General features: G+C 57.8%; 8 protein-coding genes. 2 read left to right on the forward strand and 6 right to left on the reverse strand.

The features are described 5' to 3' along the window. Nucleotides 1-817: 817 nt before the first annotated feature. From ACVOLS_RS12515 to ACVOLS_RS12540, 6 genes are all read right to left on the reverse strand, one after another. Complete coding sequence (locus tag ACVOLS_RS12515) at nucleotides 818-1,723, reverse strand: hypothetical protein (protein WP_481545848.1); 906 nt, start codon at nucleotides 1,721-1,723, stop codon at nucleotides 818-820. 305 nt (nucleotides 1,724-2,028) lie between these two features. After that, nucleotides 2,029-3,732 (reverse strand): TolC family protein, encoded by a 1,704-nt coding sequence (locus ACVOLS_RS12520; RefSeq protein ID WP_481545849.1) that lies wholly within the window; start codon nucleotides 3,730-3,732, stop codon nucleotides 2,029-2,031. 438 nt (nucleotides 3,733-4,170) lie between these two features. Further along, complete coding sequence (locus ACVOLS_RS12525; RefSeq protein ID WP_481545850.1) at nucleotides 4,171-4,545, reverse strand: hypothetical protein; 375 nt, start codon at nucleotides 4,543-4,545, stop codon at nucleotides 4,171-4,173. Between the two features lie 571 nt (nucleotides 4,546-5,116). Beyond that, nucleotides 5,117-9,343: an Ig-like domain-containing protein gene (locus ACVOLS_RS12530; RefSeq protein WP_481545851.1), complete on the reverse strand. Its 4,227-nt coding sequence runs from the start codon at nucleotides 9,341-9,343 to the stop codon at nucleotides 5,117-5,119. Nucleotides 9,344-10,154: 811 nt separating this feature from the next. After that, a complete protein-coding gene (locus ACVOLS_RS12535; protein ID WP_481545852.1) occupies nucleotides 10,155-10,337 on the reverse strand; it encodes a hypothetical protein in 183 nt (60 codons plus the stop codon). A 106-nt stretch (nucleotides 10,338-10,443) separates the two neighbouring features. Further along, nucleotides 10,444-15,543 carry an Ig-like domain-containing protein gene (locus tag ACVOLS_RS12540; RefSeq protein WP_481545853.1) on the reverse strand — a complete coding sequence of 1,700 codons (5,100 nt, stop codon included), beginning with the start codon at nucleotides 15,541-15,543 and terminating at the stop codon, nucleotides 10,444-10,446. 681 nt (nucleotides 15,544-16,224) lie between these two features. Between ACVOLS_RS12540 and ACVOLS_RS12545 the strand changes: the two genes are divergently transcribed. Together ACVOLS_RS12545 and ACVOLS_RS12550 are read left to right on the forward strand one after the other, a co-directional pair. Beyond that, nucleotides 16,225-18,588 carry a type I secretion system permease/ATPase gene (locus ACVOLS_RS12545; protein WP_481545854.1) on the forward strand — a complete coding sequence of 788 codons (2,364 nt, stop codon included), beginning with the start codon at nucleotides 16,225-16,227 and terminating at the stop codon, nucleotides 18,586-18,588. Beyond that, entirely contained in the window at nucleotides 18,588-19,829 is a 1,242-nt protein-coding gene (locus ACVOLS_RS12550; protein ID WP_481545855.1) for an HlyD family type I secretion periplasmic adaptor subunit, read from the forward strand. Before ACVOLS_RS12545 ends, ACVOLS_RS12550 begins: the two co-directional genes overlap by 1 nt. The last annotated feature ends 326 nt before the right edge of the window (nucleotides 19,830-20,155 follow it).

Raw genomic sequence — 20,155 nt, forward strand, 5'->3', positions numbered from 1 at the left:
AATCAACTCCTCTACACCGCAGATCCCAGTAACACCAGGTGGATACCGGACAGCATGCTGGTCGGCGCTCCCCATCACCCCTGGCAAGCGGCCAGGGCGATCACTCTTTCATCCAACACAAATGTGGCTATAGATCCAACGATCAAAGCCACCCGCCTCACTATGTCCTCAGCTATCCAAGAATGGCCCCAAGCCAGTCGCTACCGTCGATGTTTGGTGTATCAGGCGCACTGCTGTTCAGCCCCTTCGTAGCAACCGTGCTTCCCCACTATTTGGTCAACGGCAATCCTCAAACACGGTGGTAGATGCGAAACACCGCGATTGATCACCGGGTTGAGAACTAGGTCGAACCAACACTGACCCGGTGCCCGATTTTCTGCTGAAGCACCAGCAACGCCGACACTACCTATCACGTCGATACGACTTGTCTTCCCGCTGCCGTGGCACAAACTCTCGAAGTTCGATCGAAGCAGGCTATTGCCTGACGTGCACATTCCGTCAAAATTTTTGAGCGGTGGATGCTTGGTGAACCCGCCATCACGAATAGTCAGCCTGGGTGCATCGAAATAGCGGTACTGACGGCGAGGCTGAACCATGGAGATGCTTGGCAGCCGCTGATCCTGATGGCGCTTCAAGATCAGCGCTGCGGGATACCGCCTCGGCCACTGGCAACAGGGGACCTCCAGAATCTTTCAGGATCCTGAGATAAGAGACCGCCCCCACCTTTGAACGTCGCTGCGTACAGATGGTGGCCCCTTCCCGCGCCGATTGGCACACCATCAAGACTGGAAACCAAGTCGCCATGCCCCGCGCACTACTACCGATACGCATGCTCCTGATTGTCTGCCCGGAGATTCTGCGAACTGCATCCGATCATATGCGCTCGGTCATCCATGCAGTTGTCGACCAGAAGCTCGCGAAGGCTACTGGAAAGAGCGACCGTGGTTCCAACAGCCGAACCGTCACCAACCAGCGTCCTCAACATCGTCTGTGCGCGCTGCTCTGCCAGCGCTCTATTGCTAGCTTCAAGGCCAATTGCAGTGATGCGAACGACCTGGTCCATGGGACCATGGCCTACTCCATCCTTCTTCGATTGGCTGGAAACCACCACTACTGCGCCGCGACCTTCTGCGCGGAGATCGGAGTAAGCCGTCTTGCCGAATGCGAACGCTACGTCGCCGGACAAGCTGTACTCCTGCGCCGCCACCGTTGCCGTGTAGTTGCACTCCATCACAGCAGAGGCGCGCGACAACAAGTGAACCTGGCGCTGGCTGTTGGCAAGTTCCCTTTCCGCGTCCACCCGGCTGACCGCCGTCGGTAGCAATGCGCCCTTCTCGCCAACCTTCAGGAAATAGGTCTTGCCTCCTTCCAGGTTGGTTCGTGGCTGCGCGGCCTTGCCCTGATAATGAGGAACATCCCCCAACGCTGCATTCAGGCCATGCGTGCCCGGTGCAATGCACAACACTGTAAAAGCGCCAGGCAGGAGGCTGGTATGAAACTCACTATCCACATACACGTTGGCCGCGCTGGCATCCTGACCTGCGGTCCCATCACGGTAGTACACCACCTGGCTCTGATTGGCTGCCACCGCTGGTACCGGCCGATAGGTTTCGGCAAACGCAGACGCCGGAACTGCCGCGTAAGCCCCTGTGTACACGAGGGCGCAAACCGTTGTCGCAGCAATAGCTGAAGCCGCGCGTTTCATCGTTTCATTCAAAGACATGCCTTATTCCTCAATAACGTATTTGTATTTCGCAGCCTGGAGTAAAAGCGAATGATTCGCGCTCACAAAGAAGGGATACCCTCATCCAGGCTCTCAACCATGACCCGCTGCTCTACACCTACATCGCACCGACAAGCCACGATCCGTCACCTCGTTGCTGCCAGTATGTTTTCCGGGAAAGACCCCATACATAGGGAAAGTCTCAAAACGAGCATCGCAGCTTGCGATGCGGCACTCCCGCGATGCAGGTTCGCAGCGACATCCAAACGGTCCCTCGCCTGCAAATTGCCTTCCAGAAGAATCGCTTAGCCACCTGCACCCAGCCAGCCAACCAGCACCCCGGCGCTTGCGTACTGCCTCACTACGGCCTGATAACCATCAAATCGGCTCGATATTTCGGCGACCTGATTGTTGTAATGTTCGCTTTCTGAAGACAGGACATCGAGCAAGGTCCGCCGACCCAGGTGGTACCACTGCTCGTAGAACGCGGCGCGGATCTTGTTCGACTCCCCAGACAGGCCGCGGTAGAGATCGGCACGGTCAGCGAGCGAACGGGCATCTTGATTGGCGGCGCGAATACGGTGCTCCAGATCCCGGACCCGCTCCTCGGCCGCCATCCAGCCTGCCTGCGCTCGCTGCCGCGCAGCTTGTTCCGATGCACGGCCGGAGCCACCGCGGTACGCGGACCAGGACAACGTCAGCCCTGTCTGCCATGCAGACTCGCGGCTATAGGTGTTATCGCCCGTGTCCTTGCTCAACACCCAGTTGACCTGAGGCAGAAGCGCAGAGCGCACTGCATCGGCCTGCAGCTCCGCCGAGCGTGCCGACGCCCTGGCCTGCAGCACGGTGGGGTGGTGCTGCGCGGCGGCCAGCAGCCAGGTCAGCTCTGGCAATCGCATATCCCAGTATTGGGAGGCAGGCAAACCAGGCAGTGGACGGTCACCTACCATCCTGCGCAGGTTGATCTCGATATCACGTACTTTGGAGTCTGCCGTGCTGCGCGATGCTTCAGCCTGCAGCATTCGCGCCCGCGCCTGCGTCAACTCACTTACCCTACCGGCATCTACTGCAACGATGCCTTCCAGCATTTTCACCAGCTCAACCATGCGGTCTACATAGCGTTGACTGGCTGCGACAATGATGCGCTGCTTGGCGAGCTCGACCAGATTCGAGGTCACATCGTAAGCCGAGGACTCCAACTGTGCCTGCACCGCGGAATCAGCCGCGTCGACCAGATGACTACGACTCTCGATGGTCCTGCGGGCCCGCCCCCAGTCGAACAGCGTGGTGGTCATGCCCAAGCTCAGCGACGGATCGCGACTACGGGTAGCGGTGGCGGAGCCCAACTCACGGGAAAGCCCGCGAGCTCCGATGTTCAACTGCGGGTAGCGCTGACCCTTGGCTTCGGAGACATCAGCGTTGGACGCAGCGTACTGCGCCAATGCACCTGCCACCGCAGGGCTGCGGGTTGCAGCAGCATCAACCATACTCAGAAACAAACCGCGTAGCTCGGCCTCGGTGACCAAGCCTGGCCCTGAAGCGGATACCGCCATTGCGGCGATACCCTGCAAAGGCGAAGAAGCAACGAATCGCCCGACTACCGCAACCTGATCCTCATTCCGTGCTGAAGCCGCCTCGCCTGGATCTTCTGGCGTATCCGCGCTCGAAACTGGAAGTTGCTCGAACACAAGCACTTCCTCTTCCGGCCCAGCTGACGCCGGAATAGTGCAACTCTCGCGACCTGACCGGACGATGGCAGGAGTTGGTCTTTCCATCATCACGCCATCTTTCTGTCCGCTCCGTAGTGCCGCAGAACGCTGCGCGCGAGTGCCGACGTCGGCCATTCGATTGGTTGAGGAAACCTGCACGAACCGAAGACGCTCATTCGCAGCATCTGCAAACGCACTTGAAGAAACCATGAAAGCCAATGCAACGGCCTTGTATGTGACAGACACCTTCTCGACCCTACCCTTCTTCGGGAAGGCCAAGCCCTTGTCAAAATTGCTCATCCGCCACCTCAAAGTATTTACATCCAGAACACGGAAGACTGCTATTTCAGAACAGACAGTGGACCCGGCCGGCATTCCGCAATCGAGATCACTATGGCGATCCAATCTCGTTGTCCAGCCAGGCCAGTCAAGCAAATGCAAACCGTGGTGGCGTCCCTCCGGAGAAGTTCGTCTGAGCCAGCACAGCGCAGTGAGAGCCAACCCAGGAATGGGCGCTGCAACCTGGATGCAACACCTCCGTCTAGCGTGTGATCAACCACACACGGGACCGCCCAAGACACCGCGGGTATACCCACGACCTACTGAAACGGCGAGGAGCACGATCGTCATCGCGCATGACCATTGAATCCCCACTTGCAACTTCTCGAGACTCTGTATCAGATCAAACGCAACCTGCCTCATCACCCCGACGCGGCAACCCAGAAGCGCCGCTGTTGATCAACACAATGGCTGCGATCCGTCCATCCGAGCGGCGACACCCATCGCACACTGCAGAATCGACACAGGCAGTCTCCACGGAGTGCCGAGAATGATTCCCACACCCAGGCCAAACAACTGCGCATGGCTCAAAAAAAAGTCCTCAATGGTCAGCAGCGCCTGTTCGGAACCGTCTGACACTTTGACCAGCAGCAGATGCATCTCTGACCGCTTGACGACGATGTCCTCCGGTACACCGCTGCCATCGGCCCCAGCCAGGAGATAGCAGCCGTCAGCGATAGCCAAGGTGCGCGGCGCTACAGCTGCACCAGCCTCCTGCAGCACCAGGGTCTGGGCAACGGAGCCGCTATTCAAAACAGATATGATCGCAGCCATTTGATAATCCACCTTTGTAGTTGATTTCTATTGTGGAACTGCAACTGAACTTTCATCCAGAAACGCGGCTCCATCGATTGCCTCTTGAACCATTCCGCAGCACCTTCCGCGCGCCGGATCCAAACCACACACTGCCAACCTTGAAACGAGCGAACTCGCCATAGCATTTCAGGGCTTCATTCACGCTGCAGAATGCAAGCTCGGAATACACATCCCGGCTTACATTATGTTTTTTGACCAGTACGTGACATATAGGAAATTCATCGGAATCCCTATAAAGAGAACCGCCATGAAAACCAGGATAAGTTCGGGAACAGGGATCAAGCTGAGAACGAACGGCTTCAATCGCACACTAGAGAAACAGGCAACTACTGTTTCCTTGGTTTCCATCATGTCGTGAGCAACCACCCCGAATCATGGATTTACCGTGCCTGCAGCGTGCGCTCAGCCCTCTTCGCAACAGTGGAACGCAGGATCTGTTCCATACCCAAACCTGGTCTTGTACATTCACTGCATCCACATCACCCTGATAATCAGGGAGAACAAACAGGACCCGCAGGGTGAAGATCAGTCAACCTACCAATTGCTGCCCCAGGAGATTGACATCAACAATAGCGTTGCAGGCCAGCCAGTTTGCTCCGCCGTGAGTATCATCGGTGTTGATTGCCCAGCTGTCATGCAACGTGGTTCCGCTGGAAAGGTGAACTGAAGCAGTTGCGAAGGCTTCAGCAGTGCTGGCGCTACCGGCGATGACGTCGAACATATCCATGTCGCCATCCACCAGCAGCTCCTGCAGGGAAGGCATTGCATTTTCCCCCGCAATATCTCCCGTCGAACGGACTGCCGCAGCAACTACCACAGTCCATGCCTCCGATGCGTCGCTCAAGTTGCCCGCGACATCGAATGAAATGAAGGTGAAGCTGTGCGCGCCATATGCGAGCGGCGCGGGCGTATACGTCCAGTTGCCGTTCTCATCAACCGCCGCGAAACCAATTTCCTCACCGTTACTGAAGACCACGATGGTCGAGTTTGCTTCTGCTTTGCCAGAGAACGTCGGTGTCCGGTCATCGGTTGTCTGTCCGCTCACGATATCTCCGATCCAAACGCCGGCATTGTCATGTACCGACTCGATGCTGGGGGCATCGGGAGAGACTGTGTCGACGCGGATCTGATAGCTGTTGCTGACGTCACTTTCAGCACCACCTGCACTCACCGCGACAGCCGTAAACACGCGCACTCCATCGTTCACTGCCGTTGTTGGAGTGAAGCTCCAGCGACTGTTATCACCGACCAAAGCAGTGCCAAGCAGATCCCCATCCATGCGGATCTCGATGGTTTCGCCAGCCTTGCCATTTCCATTGATCGTCGGCATGGCGTCATCGGTCGTTCCGCCGTTCAGGAGGATACCCGTGTACTCGCCAACGTCGTCACGGATATTGGTGATCTTTGGCGTGGTGGGACTCGTATCATCTACCGAGAACGAGAACTCGCTGGATGACGAGCTTCTGTTGCCTGCAGCGTCAATCGCCTCAGCGCTCAACTCATGCTCTCCAGTTGCCAGTGCCTCAGCTGGCTCGAAAACCCACTTGCCGTCCGCATCCGCAACTACACGGCCGATCTCGGCTCCGCGATCCCTGATGACAACCGTACTGCGCGCCTCGGCCTTTCCACTGATGGTCGGAATGGCATCATCGGTCGTCTCACCCTGGCCCAGGTTGCCTGTCTTGGCCCCCTTGTCGTCATACACCGTATCGATGACCGGCGCATCTGGTGCGAGCGTATCCACAACGATGACAGACACAGCCGACGCGCCACTCTCGTTGCCTGCCTTGTCCTGGGCTGTGACGGTGAAATCATGCCCGCCATTGAGCAAGGGCGGGTTCGGGGTGAAGCTCCAGTCGCCGTTGGGATTGGCCACAGCACTCCCCAGCAGACTGCCTTTGTCATAGATGTTTACTGTCGCGCCTGCATCTGCCTTGCCCGACAATGTCGGTGTAGCGTCATCTGTATGCTGCCCCTGGGCCAACGCACCCTGCAACGCACCGACATCGTCGTTTATCTCCTCGATTGTCGGCACATTCGGCGGGGTCAGGTCGACGACCAAGTCGAACGGACCAGCGCGCTCGCTCTCGCCGCTGGCGGTGGTCGTAACGGTAGCTGTCAGACTATGCGCGCCTTCACTCAGTGGCACCGAAGGAGTGATACTCCACCTTCCTTCGGCATCGACTGCCGACTCACCCAGCAGTACGCTGCCTTCGTACACTTTGACCGTGCCCCCAGCGGTTCCCCTGCCATGCAGGATCGGAGTGACGTCATCAGTGACGCCATTCCTGCCGATTTCACCGGTAACGCTACCCGCATTGTCGATTGCGCCATCGATGCTGACCGCGACGTTGGTGGTATCGACCACGAAGTCAACCGGGTCGGACTTTGGACTCACGTTGCCGGCCTGGTCCACCACTTCGTAGTTGAGACTATGGTTGCCGTCGCCCAGGCCCGGTGATGGAGTAAAGCTCCAGTTGCCATCGACATCACTCTGAACGCAACCAATTTCCGAGCCGTTGTCATAGATGATCACCGTGCCGTTCGGCTCGCCCTTGCCTTCAAAAGTTGGGGTGGCGTCATCCGTCACGGTGCCGTTGGTGATCGGACCAGTTACGCTGCCTGCGTCGTCAAAAAGTACAGCATCGTCTGAGCTCGGCTTTCCTGCGGGCGTGGTGTCGACAGTGATTGGATACTTTCCAGTCTCCACGCTGTAGTTACCCACACCATCGCTGGCTTTGGCGGTGAAATTATGCCGACCGTCCGCGAGGTCAACGGCGGGGGTATAGCTCCACACTCCATTTTCTGCAACCGCGGCGGTGCCGGACAGCACGCCGTCAATGTAGACCGACACAGTCATGCCTGCGTGTGCGGTGCCGCTTATGGTCGGGCGTGCATCATCGGTAATCCCGTTCTTCTGGATGTTGCCGATAACGTTGCCAACGTCATCGACCACTGAAGTGATCGCCGGGGCCGCGGGTGCGCCCTGGCCGACCAGCACCAGATCGAAGCCGTCCGATGGCTCGCTGGCTGTCCCAGCTTCGTTTACGGCTACGGCAGTCAAGGCATACGTGCCTTGCGCCAACGGAAGCGACGGCTCAAATGACCACCGGCCATCCGCATCCACCGGCACACGACCGATCTCAACGCCGCCGTTCCTGATGATGACAATGGTTTTGGGGCCAGCGCGCCCTTCGATGGTCGGCTTGGCGTCGTCGGTTGCCTCTCCCGTGCTCAGGAACCCGGTCTTGTCGCCTTGATCGTCGTATACCGTCTCGATCACCGGCTTGTCAGGCAGCTGACTGTCGAGATGGATCACATACTTATCCGACGGTTCCGAGCTGTTGCCAGCTGGGTCCGTGAGCACAACTTCAAAGGCGTGCTCACCTTCGCTCAGCGCCTCCTCTGGAGTGAAGGTCCAGAAACCGTTGCTGCCTACCTGCACTTCGCCAATGACCTTGCCATTATCCATGACGGTCACGGTGTCGCCAGCATCCCCCCTACCGGAGAGCGTTGGCTGGGTATCGTCGGTATAACCGCCATTGCTGACAAGACCGGTGACAGCGCCATGATCGTCAACAATGCTCTCGATACCCTGCTTGGCTGGTGGCGTAGTGTCAACGATCACCATGTACTCATCCGACGACTCGGAGCTGTTGCCAGCAGGATCAGTAACGACAACCTCGAATACATGCTCGCCTTCGCTCAGCGGCGCGTCCGGAGTGAAGGTCCAGGTGCCGTCCTCGCCAACCTCGACTTCACCAATGACATTGCCGTTGTCGATGATGGTGACGGTGTCACCTGCGTCGCCGCTGCCCGACAGCGTTGGCTGCTTGTCGTCGGTGACACCACCGTTCTCGACCGGACCGGTGACAGCCCCCTGATCGTCAGTAATGCTCTCCACGCCTGGTTTGGCCGGCGCGGTGGTGTCGACGATGATCACGATTTCTTCGGACGGATCCGAGCTGTTGCCGGACGGGTCCTTGACCACGATCTCCAGCGAATGTTCGCCATCGCCCAGATCCGCATCCGGGGTATAGGTCCAGTTGCCATTGCCATCAACGATGACTTCGCCAATGACCTTGCCATTGTCAATCACGACGACCTTGTCGCCAGGCTCCTGGCCCGAGCCCCCCAGCGTAGGACGGTTATCGTCCGTCACATCACCTGGATTTATGCTGCCTTTCAGTGGACCCTTGTCGTCGACTATCGAACCAATGCCTTTGTTCTCTGGCGCGACGGTGTCTTTTGGTTTGTTGCCTCCGTCGTTGTGGCGCCCGACTATCGCACCGCCAGCCAGCCCAGCAACCCCGGCCAATACCCATGGCAACACGCCAGCGCCTGCCAGGACCAGGCCGTCACCGAAGCCAATAAGCTGCGGGGAGCCCAACGCCAACGGCGAAGACATACCCTCCATCAGGAATGCGGCCGCGCTGTCGGTATCGCCATCGGCGGCAATGTACTCGTGGTACAGACCATCCTCACCCAGGCCAACTAGTTGACTGTCAGAGTCAACGAAGTTCTCGATGATCAGCTCCGGCTGATCCGGGTCAGAGCCCTCAAGTGCAACATGCAGATTTTTACCCACACGCTTGACGGTAATATTCTCCGGGCCCACACCAGCGTTGTTCTCTGCGAGCAGGTACTTTCCACCTTTGACCGCCTTGACGCGAACAGACTTGCCACCGCGGGCATCGGCCAGCGACTTATTCAGAACAATGGCTTTATCGTTGACTACGGAAACACTGACGTTCATCACTGAATTACCTGAATGATCATGGATTGATTGGCGGAGCAGTTATTGCAGGCGCCATATAATGCGAATCGATCGCCGGGGATCAGACTCATCAATGGAGAGATTATTGACTTCGCAATCCCGCCCTTACATAGGACAGGTCTCAAACCAAATCAACATATACATGCAGGTTAAAAATAAGACTTAAACTTTCAAATATGAAACATGAAATATCCGGAGCATCGTTCACGACCTGCACGGTTTACGGCGAAATAACCCTGAGCGGAATTCGCTCAGCACTATCCCAATCCGGAATCGCAATCGCGCCATCCACATCTAAATATTCAATAAATTCAGGGTGCTACGCCGTAACTACCGCTTGACCATGCTCCGCCAACCAACGTGCTTGGGTGCACTCGAACCATCACTGAAACAAGCAGAGGACCACGGCAACGTCCCAACCGACGGACATACCCCTGCCACCTTCAAGCATATCCACCGCTTTGCAGGGCAACAATGGTTTCATATTTGATCCCGCGCGACCAGAAAGCAACCAACTCCCTAGGCCAAGACCAATCGTTAGTTACATGGCGATTTACGCTGCGTTTCATCCGAGAACTCCAAGCACCAGAAGTTTCACATTTGATAACCGCAGCGGCATACATTTTCACACATTTGCTTGGCGCGATATTCCGACAGGAAATCAGTCAAGGTATTACTACGACCGTCAGGCTACTAGGTCAGGTGAGCAGGGTGCCATCCGGCGACTGCTGAAGGAGATTCCGAGAGTCTGCGAGACCCATGCTCGCGTCTTCGCTACGGCTTACCACGGTCACAGCACTATCGCTACTGAAGCATCATTCTGTTCAGGACAGTCGATGCGGGCACCATTGGCTGTAGAAAGCGGTCCGGTCACCGTCACTACCATATCGATCCACTGCACTGGCAACGCCTTTCCTTGCCCTGCCTGGCGTGAAGCACCCAACACCGCGAGCAACTGCGTGATCCAACTCATGTGTTGTTGCAGACAACAACTCCCCGCACCACCTCAGCGGCCAATGCAGTCCCGACTGGACAGGGCTGCAGAAGGCAGCAACGATAAGCGCCGCTGCCTTGTTCTATCAATAAGCTTCCAGCCTATAGTCCTGCGTATCCAGCCCGAAGCCATGCGCATGATTGAAGTCAACATCGTTCACCACGCTGCCGCCTCTGCCATACGCCAAGGTTGGCGAAGGGAAGAACTCATCATCGACCGCCGCCAAGACCTCCGATAGCACACCGAGCGCGGGTGCAACCGAGAACTCTGCAGCCCCCACCATCGCGGAGTTCATTACCACCACGCTCACACCCTGCTGAACCAGCAATTCCGCAGCCAAGGAGGAGTGCTGGAAAGCGTCATAGGTCACTCCTTCGCTCACCACAGCGGTGCTCTTCACCCAGTCGCCGTGATCGATGTTTCCGGTGAGCAGATCGCTAAGATTGACCCTGTCACCCGCATTGCCCTTGACCATCATCTGCACGCGAACCGCGTCGCCAGCGTGGAAGATGTTCGTGCCACCATTCCGCAGCACGTCCGACAGATTCAGCGTCAGCGTATTGTTTCCGCTACCCGTCAGATCAATGACTTCCATCGAACTGATCTTGCTGCCCGCTGCGGTCATATCCAGCAGATGATAGGCGCCAGCGATCTTCAAAGTGTCGATTCCAGCACCACCGTGAACGGCCGCGGTAGCCTGCCCAAAGTAGGTATGTGCGTACAGCGAGAGTGAAACAACGTCACCCGCTGCCGAGCCATGGAATGTCTCTGCAAGGGCATCGATCAGGTGCTGGTCACGCCTGTCTTCCGTATGCGTGACCACGTACTGACTGAACGAATCCAAGGTCACACTGGAACTCATTGCAGTTACGGTGAACGAGCCGATGTCCGCCAACCCGCTCTTGGTCCAAGTGAAATTTGCCGTATGTCGCGCTGTTGCATCACCAAAGACGGTCTGCTGGTGAAGAAGATTCCCGCTCTCATCGAACACGCGGATCTGCGCCCCCAGTGCGTTGTCGGCGCCACTCAGGCGCAGCGTTATCTGGTCCGCGGACTTGTTCAGTGTGAACGTTGCGTTTGCCTGCAGGGGATCGCGCAAGGTCAAACCGGCCAGACTATTGGTCGTAGCAACGGTCTTGGCCAAACTGCCCGTCGTCGTCACGACGAAGCCATTGCCCGTGTAGACATCATCCACCGGCGCAAGCTGCAGCATGTCGCTCAGCAAAGCCCGGGTATACGTTCCCACGACGCTGTACGGCGTCGACTGCGCGCCGATGGAACCGTCCTGGCCGATGATCTGCGCGGTTACTGAGAAATCGTAGTTGTAGCTCGCCGTGGAGTACGTAACCGATGCCGGCACATTGAGGATGACAAAGCCATTGCTGATGTTCAGTGGGGTCAGTATCTGGTCGTAGGTACTGGTTCCCCACTGGATGTGTACATTGTCGCCTGCCTTTGCACCGGTGGCAGCAAGCGACACAGTCATCTCCGAACCGTCCCGTGCCAACGCCGAGGTGTAAATGCTTGCAGCCTCCGGAATGCTGGTGATGATCGGCGCTGCCGAAGGCTCTGCCAGCGTCACCTCCTGTACCAGCACCTGGGTACCATGGTTAACGCCATCGCTTACGCGTACCTGCAAGCCCCAGCTGCTTGAATGGTCCGACATGTCGATGAAGGTCCAGTGTTTTCCATGCGTCACGGCGTCCAACCAGGTCTTGCCGCCATCCACTGATACCTGCACTTTCAGACTGCTTGCCAGAGGCCGTGACAATGTTCCCGTGACCTCCCGCCCTGCACTGCCATCGGCGGTCAGAAAATCGCCTTGCACACCCGTGTCCTTGCCGAGCGTGTCGATCTTCAGCAGGTTGTGGTCAGCGGAAGGCTCCAGACGGATGTACAAGTTGGCTGACTGCGAAACACCATGTATGTCAAGCGCCATATAGCCAAAGGTCTCTTCTTTTATGCCCTCACCGTGGTACAACTGCGAGAACTTTGACTTGTACACGTAGTCGCCTGCCTGATGAGCGGCGGACGCATACATATAGACCTCCAGCGTACCGCTCTCCGTAGTGATGCTAAGCAGTCCGATTGCCGAATCATAGATTCCTTTCACATTGACGCTGACGTTCGTCATGACCAGCGAGTTGTTGGCGGCAATGCGAAACACGCCCCCATCGAACGTGATCTGATTCAGATACTCATTGCCGTCACGGGTCAATTTGGCATCGTTGTCCAGGAGATTTCCAGAGACGCGGTCACCGATCACTGCCCCCAGAAGGACATCCGGCAACCGTTCCGGCGAAGGCAGTTCGATGGCTTTGCCGCCCGTGGCCAACCAATGGAAGGAGTACTCGGAGCTCGGATAGAACGGCGTCACACTAATTGGCGTGGAAACGATCGGGACATCCAAAACTTCATTACCAGTGGGATTGAGCAGCATGGCTTGCCATTTTTCCGCAGTAGCCTGCGAAAGGCTATTTTCCGTATCACCAAGGATGAACACCTGGTTCGCACCGTCGTTGGCTAGATGCGCTGCTTTGATGCTGTTCGCAGCTGCCAGAATGGTCTGCTCGTAGCTAGCGCCGCCATTTCCAGACAGCGAATACACCGCAGCAATATACCTGGCGTAGTCAGCATCCGCTTCGCTGCTGAAGGTGTACTTCATCGGTGCACTATTGGTCATGCTCAGCAGTGTCAGCGTCACAGCTTGACCATTGGCTACACCGAGGTACTCAGCCGCCAACAACTTCAACGTAGTCTGCACTGACCGCAAGGGTGCCCCCGCCATACTTGGCGAGTTGTCGATCACGACGATCGCATTGATGCTCATCGTATCCGCAGTCCGAAGTTCCCGCGGATGGTCGTCACCATTCTGCGCAACGATGAAGTCGAACTGGTCCGATGGCATGCTGATGTTGCCTGCTACGCCCATCGATTCTGCAGTGAGCCGGTGTGCACCCTCTACCAGATCCAGCTGCGGCGTGAAGGTCCACACGCCCCCTGCATCCGCCAGCACGCGACCGATCTCAATGCCGTGATCCTTGATGATGACGGCACTGCCCGCCTCCGCCGTGCCGCTGATGTCTGGACGGTAGTCATCGGTTTCCTCGCCCATCGCCAGATTGCCGGTCCTGCTACCAGCATCGTCGTAGACGCGATCGATGCTCGGCGTTGCAGCCTGAACGGCAACGATAGCGATCTCAAACACTTCCGAAAGCCCGCTCTGATTGCCAGCCGCGTCCTCGGCAGCCACGGCGAGCCCATATTTGCCATCAGCAAGCGCCATGTCGGGCGTGTATGTCCACTTGCCTGTGGCATCAGCGAGCACGCTACCCAGCAGCATGCTGCCATCATAGATGTGCACTGTACTGCCGGCTTCGGCCTTGCCCAGAAGGGTCGGTTTGTTGTCATCGGTGATCGCACCATTCTGCAACACGCCCTGCAGCAAACCCACGTCGTCCAGCACCTGCTCGATGCTGGGCTTTTCAGGCGAGGTCACGTCCACGGTCAGTTTGAACGGCTTGCCACGCTCGCTCTCGCCCTTGGCGACCAAGGTCACCGTCGCTTGCAAGCTGTGCGTGCCCTCGTTCAGTGCAACAGCCGGCGTGAACTGCCAAGTTCCATCGACATCGGCGATGGCCTGCCCCAAAAGCACGCTACCTTCGTAGATTTTGACAACCCCGCCGGCCGTGGCTGTTCCAAACAACGTTGGTGTACTGTCATCGGTTACACCGCCATTGAATACCTCGTCGATCACGCCACCTACGTCATCCTCCGCGTAATAGATGTTGATCTTTTCAGGACGTGTATCCACAACGAACTCGGACACGGCGGTGCGCTCACTGCCATTGCCGGCGCGATCCACTGCGGCATAGCTCAGAATGTGCACCCCATCAGCCAACCCGTGCTCAGGCGTAAAGCTCCAGCTTCCGTCAGACCCGACCAGTGTGCGACCAATCTCCTTGCCCTTGTCATAGACAATCACTGTGGCGTGAGCTTCGGCAGTGCCATTAATGGTGGGACGATCATCGTCCGTGATCATGCCTTCGGTGATATTACCGGTGATGCGACCTTGATCATCCAGCATACCAACAATGAGGGGCGCTTCAGGAACCGTCCGATCCACGAAGATCACATATGGATCAGAGAAGTCGCTGACGTCACCATCCGGATATTCGAGAATGATGCTTATTGCATGGCGACCATCGGGGAATGGCAACCTCGGCCTGAACGACCACTCACCGTTTGCACCCGATACAACCTGCCCCATCAGCTCCACGCCGCGATAGATGTAGACCAACACGCCTGGATCGGCCTTGCCAACGACAGTTGGCCTGCCGTCATCGGTGTTACCGCCATTTTCAACTACGCCCTGAATTGCACCCTCACCATCCAGAATGGCGTCGATGACCGGAGCATGGCCGGCAGAGAAACCCGCTGCGGAACCGCCCGGCTCTGCATTGGACGCGGCCCGTATCCATCGCATTGAAGCCTGCTCAGCACTTCCATCTGGATTTGCAGCCGTACCAGCAGCCGCAGTGTCGGGCTTGCCGAAAGCAACCACATCGCCCAATGCCATCGATCTACCAACGGTTGGCTCTTGGCAGCCAGATGAAACGGCAGCAACCTCCCCCACTACTGCTCGATTGTTCGCAGCCAGCGCAGTCTCGCCCTGGTCGTCGGCAGCAACACCCTCAGCTGTTCCCAGTGAAAACCCAGCAGCCATTGCAGGCACAGCTGACAGTGCACTGCCAATCGCCGAGTCTCCAGCGCCTGTGTTTTCAAGGGTCGTCAACGTCAGCTCGGAGATCGCGGTTACGAGAGAAATCATTGAAGTTTCGCCATCGCCCAGCTCATCGACAGTGACGAAACCAGCCGCAGTGATGGCTTGATAGTCCGTGTATTTGCCATCGACACCAAGACCTTGCAATTGCGCCGGGCAAGCATAGAAACCTTCGATAACCAAGCACGCAGGTGCAGCGCCGTCAATTCTGTGCTGCAAAGCCAGGCTATCGCCAACCCGGGTGACGTTGATCTCAGCCGCGCTGGACAAAATTTGGTTCTCCAGTACGTAGCGGACACCTTCGGCCGCTTTGATACGCGCAGCATTTCCGATCGCCCCCGCTACGAGCCGCTGTGAGCTGATCACAGACCCACCACCAATCACCGATATCATCGCTGTCATGTTCGATCACCGTTATTGTTGCCCACGTAAAAGTTTCACTAATGGCCCTTGGATATTGGAGGCCAGCTGAGAAATTCGTAGCTTTCCTGCCGAACTGATCAATCATCAGTTTTAGTGGCGAAACCAAAGCACTGATACTGCGATCAAACATAGTCGTCACTTCGAACAATCACTGATGAAGTAACTTCGGAACAGCTGCCGATTGCTTCGTCGGCAGTTCGTACCGTTCGTACAGTTCGTACAGTTCGCCACGACAATAGGCTTCAAGACCAAGCCCCCATATAGGGATAGTCCTGAAGATTGAATCAAGGACAGCGCTGCGCGCACTACATCAACCGTTGTGATGATCGACATCAACAAGTGCAGACCAACGTCCATTACTCACGTCTGCGCAACCCGCCCTCACGCCTGTTGCTGCAGGTAGCCGGCAAACCTCCCATGCGTTCGAATTGCAACGCTGAGCAGAAACCCGCTGCAACAGAGCGGGAATTTCTGCGCTGTGCAGGAACTGGAAATCGGACCCGCACTTGGCGCCAAACTAGCAGCGCGCATTTGGGACCGATCCTATTCGCCAACAACCTGATCAACCGCAGACTTCCGCTCCTCCTCGAGCGCGGTTATCTGATCGCACTCCTGGATAGCACCCATCTGCTATCGCAGATGCATCCCTCTGGATCTGCCATGACCACTACAAACACTGCGGCTGACAAAGAAGCAGCGATGACACAAGACCAGACAAACACCGAGGACACGTTGCTGCAGAGCGTTTCCTGGATGTGTGATCACTACGGCGTGAGCCGCAGCCCAGCCGCATTGGTTGTCGGCTTACCGTGGAACGGCACGCTGTCGTCCTCACTGGCTTTGCAAGCATTGAGCAACGCCGGCGTGACCGGTGGCGTGGTGAAGCGCGCTCTGGCACAGCTACCTTCACAGGTGATGCCGATCATCCTCCTGCGCAAGCAACAAGGTGGCTGTGTTTTGCTGGAACGCAGGGAGGTCAGCAACGAGGAGAACAAGCGCCAGCTGCATTACACGATCATTCTTCCAGAAGTCTCCGCGGAGCCCGTTGATCTCTCGCATGACGACCTGCACGCGATCTACGCCGGCCACGCCATCCTGGTAAAGCCCCGTGCCCATGTAGACAATCGTGCCGGCGACGCGCTGCCGGCAGCCAAGGGACACTGGCTGTTCAGTACCTTGTGGCGTTACCGTCGCTATTACCGCAGCGCCGCCATTGCCGCCGTACTTGCCAATGTACTGGCATTGGCCAGTATCTTCTTCACCATGAACGTCTACGACCGTGTGGTGCCCAACCAGGCCTTCGTCACACTGTGGTCGCTCGGCATTGGTGTGATCATCGCGATGGTATTCGAGGCCGTCATCCGCTTTGTGCGCGCGCACCTATTGGATGTGGCCGCGAAGAAGGCCGATCTGCTGCTGGGCGCAATGCTGTTCCGCCAGGCGCTGTCGGTGAAGATGGAACACAAACCTGCTTCGTCCGGCAGCTTCGCCAATCAGTTGCGGGAATTCGAGTCAGTACGCGACTTTGCTACCTCGGCTACCCTGGCGGCAATTTCCGACCTTCCGTTCGTATTGATGTTCGTCGGCGTCATTTTTGCCATTGGAGGCCCGTTGGGTTGGATTCCGTTGATGATCCTGCCGCTGATCATCATCGTTTCCCTGAGCATCCAGTGGCCGTTGGCCAACGTGATGAAGGAGAACCTGCGTGAGTCTTCGCTCAAACAGGGTGTGCTTATCGAATCCATTGAAGGCATGGAGACGCTCAAGTCCACAGGCGGCGCTGCCAACATGCAGCGCCGTTGGCAGCACTTCAGTGCTCTGCAGTCGGCCACCTCGATGAAGTCGCGGCGCCTGTCCAGCATAGCCACGGGTACCGTCGCCTTGCTACAGCAGCTGCAGACGGTGGCACTGGTCATCACCGGCGTCTATCTGATCACCGCGGGTACGCTCAGCATGGGCGCGTTGATCGGCACCGTCATGCTGGCCGGCCGTGCAACCGCACCGCTTGGACAGGTGATCGGCCTGGCCGTGCGCTTCCAGCAGGCCAAGGCTGCGCTGGAATCGTTGAACAAGCTGATGGAGATGCCGCAGGATCGCGACCCGACTCGGGACTATTTACCAGGTCCAGACCTGAGTGGACAGATCGCACTGAAGAAAGTCGGCTTCTCCTACCCCGCTCCACCCATGCAGCCTAATCCGCCGGTGCTGACCGATATCAATCTATCCATCGCCCCGGGAGAGCGCGTTGCTATCCTTGGCCGCATAGGCAGCGGAAAATCGACCTTGTTGCGGGTGATGTCGCGCCTGTACTCCCAAACCGAAGGGCAGATCTTCAGCGGCGGTCTGGATGTCGATCAGATTGATCCTGCCGATTGGCGCAAGGCGGTCGGCTTCGTCAGCCAGGAAGCACGCCTGTTCCATGGCACCTTGCGCGAGAACGTGATGCTGGGTTGTCCGGATGCCAGCGTGGACGAGTTCATGCGTGTGTTGCGGCTGACCGGTCTCGATCAATTTGCCGCTGCGCATCCCCGCGGCGTCAACCTGCCCATAGGGGAGAATGGAGATGGCGTATCTGGCGGACAGCGCCAGCTGATCTCGCTGGCCAGAACCCTGCTCGCTCGTCCGCGCCTGTTGCTGATGGATGAGCCCACCAGCGCAATGGACGCACAGACGGAAGCCCAGTTCCTCGAACACCTGCATCGCGCAACCCAGGGCCAAACGCTGGTATTGGTCACCCACCGACCTTCGTTGCTCAACCTGGTGGAACGAGTGATCGTTATGGATAACGGCCGCGTCGTTGCCGACGGAGCTAAGGCCGATGTACTCGCCGCGCTCAGCACCAACGCCAATAGCGAGACGCGTGCACCGGGCGCTGCACCAGCAACTGCAACCGCATCTCTTGGTTTCGCCGCTGCAGTTCCGGGCGCGGCAAAACCCCCAACAGCAGGCGGTGCTGCGGCCACAATCCGGCCTGCGCCGGCACGTGTCCGCCATGGAAAACCGCAGCAACAGGAGGTGCAGTGATGCTGCACTGGAGGAAGCCCAAAAACCACACTGCATCGATCAGCGCTGCCGATGCGGCGTTCATGGACGATGTCTCCGAATCCCTGCTCGCCCAGACAACGCCGGGCTCGCGCATCGTCACCTACCTGATGCTGCTGGTCCTCCTTGCCGGCATCACATGGGCACATTTCGCCCGCGTTGAGGAGATCACCAAGGGTGAAGCCAAGATTGTCTCCAGGAGCCGCGAGCAGATCATCCAGAGTCTGGAAGGCGGCATCCTGGCAGAGATGTCCGCGCAGGAAGGCGACGTGGTCGAACGCGGCCAGATACTGCTTAAGATCGACCCAACCCGCGCCAATGCCAGCTACCGCGAAGCCCTGCGCAAGATCATCTCGCTCAAGGCTACCATTGCCCGGCTGCGTGCCGAAGCCTATGGTGAGCCATTGGTATTCGATGCACAGGTCAGCGAATTCGAAGAAGAAGTCGCCAGCGAAACCCGTGCATTCAATGCCCGTCGTCGCGCCCTTGAAGAAGGGGTTGCGTCGCTGGAGCAAAGCTACGCGCTGTCCATGCGCGAGATCAATCTTGCTCAGCCGCTGGCCTCCAAGGGTTTGCTTTCGGACGTGGAACTGCTGCGCATGCGTAGGCAGGCCAATGACATCCGCTCGCAAATCGTCGAGCGTCGCAACCGCTATCGTTCCGATGCCAACTCCGAGCTGGTCAAGCTGGAGATGGAGCTGTCGCAGACCAGCGAAAACCTGGTCGGTCGCGCCGACGTGGTCGAGCGCACCACGATTACCGCGCCAGTCCGAGGCACGGTAAAGAACGTGCGGGTGAATACCGTCGGAGGCGTGATCCAGCCGGGCGAGCACATTCTGGAAATCGTGCCCTTGGAAGACCAGTTGCTGGTGGAAGGCAAGATCCGCCCTTCCGACGTAGCATTCCTGCGGCCAGGCTTGCCAGCGAAGGTGAAGATAACCGCATATGACTATGGCATCTATGGCGGCCTGGATGGCAAAGTTGAGTTGATCAGCCCGGACACGTTGAAAGACGAAGAGAAAGGTGGCGCTGGTCGTCCTGACAGCACCTATTACCGGGTGACCGTGCTTACCGACAAAAGTGCACTGGAAGCCGGTGGCAAAGAGCTGCCGATCATCCCGGGCATGATCGCCTCAGTGGAGATCCGCACCGGCGAGAAGACTGTACTGGAGTACCTGCTCAAGCCAGTACTGAAGGCACGCGAAGCGTTCCGCGAACGGTAATCGCCGCAGGCAGGCACCACCTTGCGTGGTCCCGGCAAGCACAGCGCGACTGGGGCTCCCCAGGTACTTTCCGCCAAGAACGGTACCTCCCAGCCGCGCTGTGCTTTCCCGGGCCACGCAGGGTTTTCTGCGTTTGTAGGAGCGGCGTCAGCCGCGAAGCTGGGGGCAACGAAGAACCGTGCACTCCGCAACCTGCCAATCCATCAGCTTCGCGGCTTACGCCGCTCCTACAAAGCTGCAAGTTTTGTTTGTGGGAGCGGCGTCAGCCGCGATGCTGGGGCAACAAAGAACCGCACACTTTGCAATCTGCTGGTGCATCGGCTTCG

This window comes from Stenotrophomonas sp. STEN038, assembly GCF_056759895.1.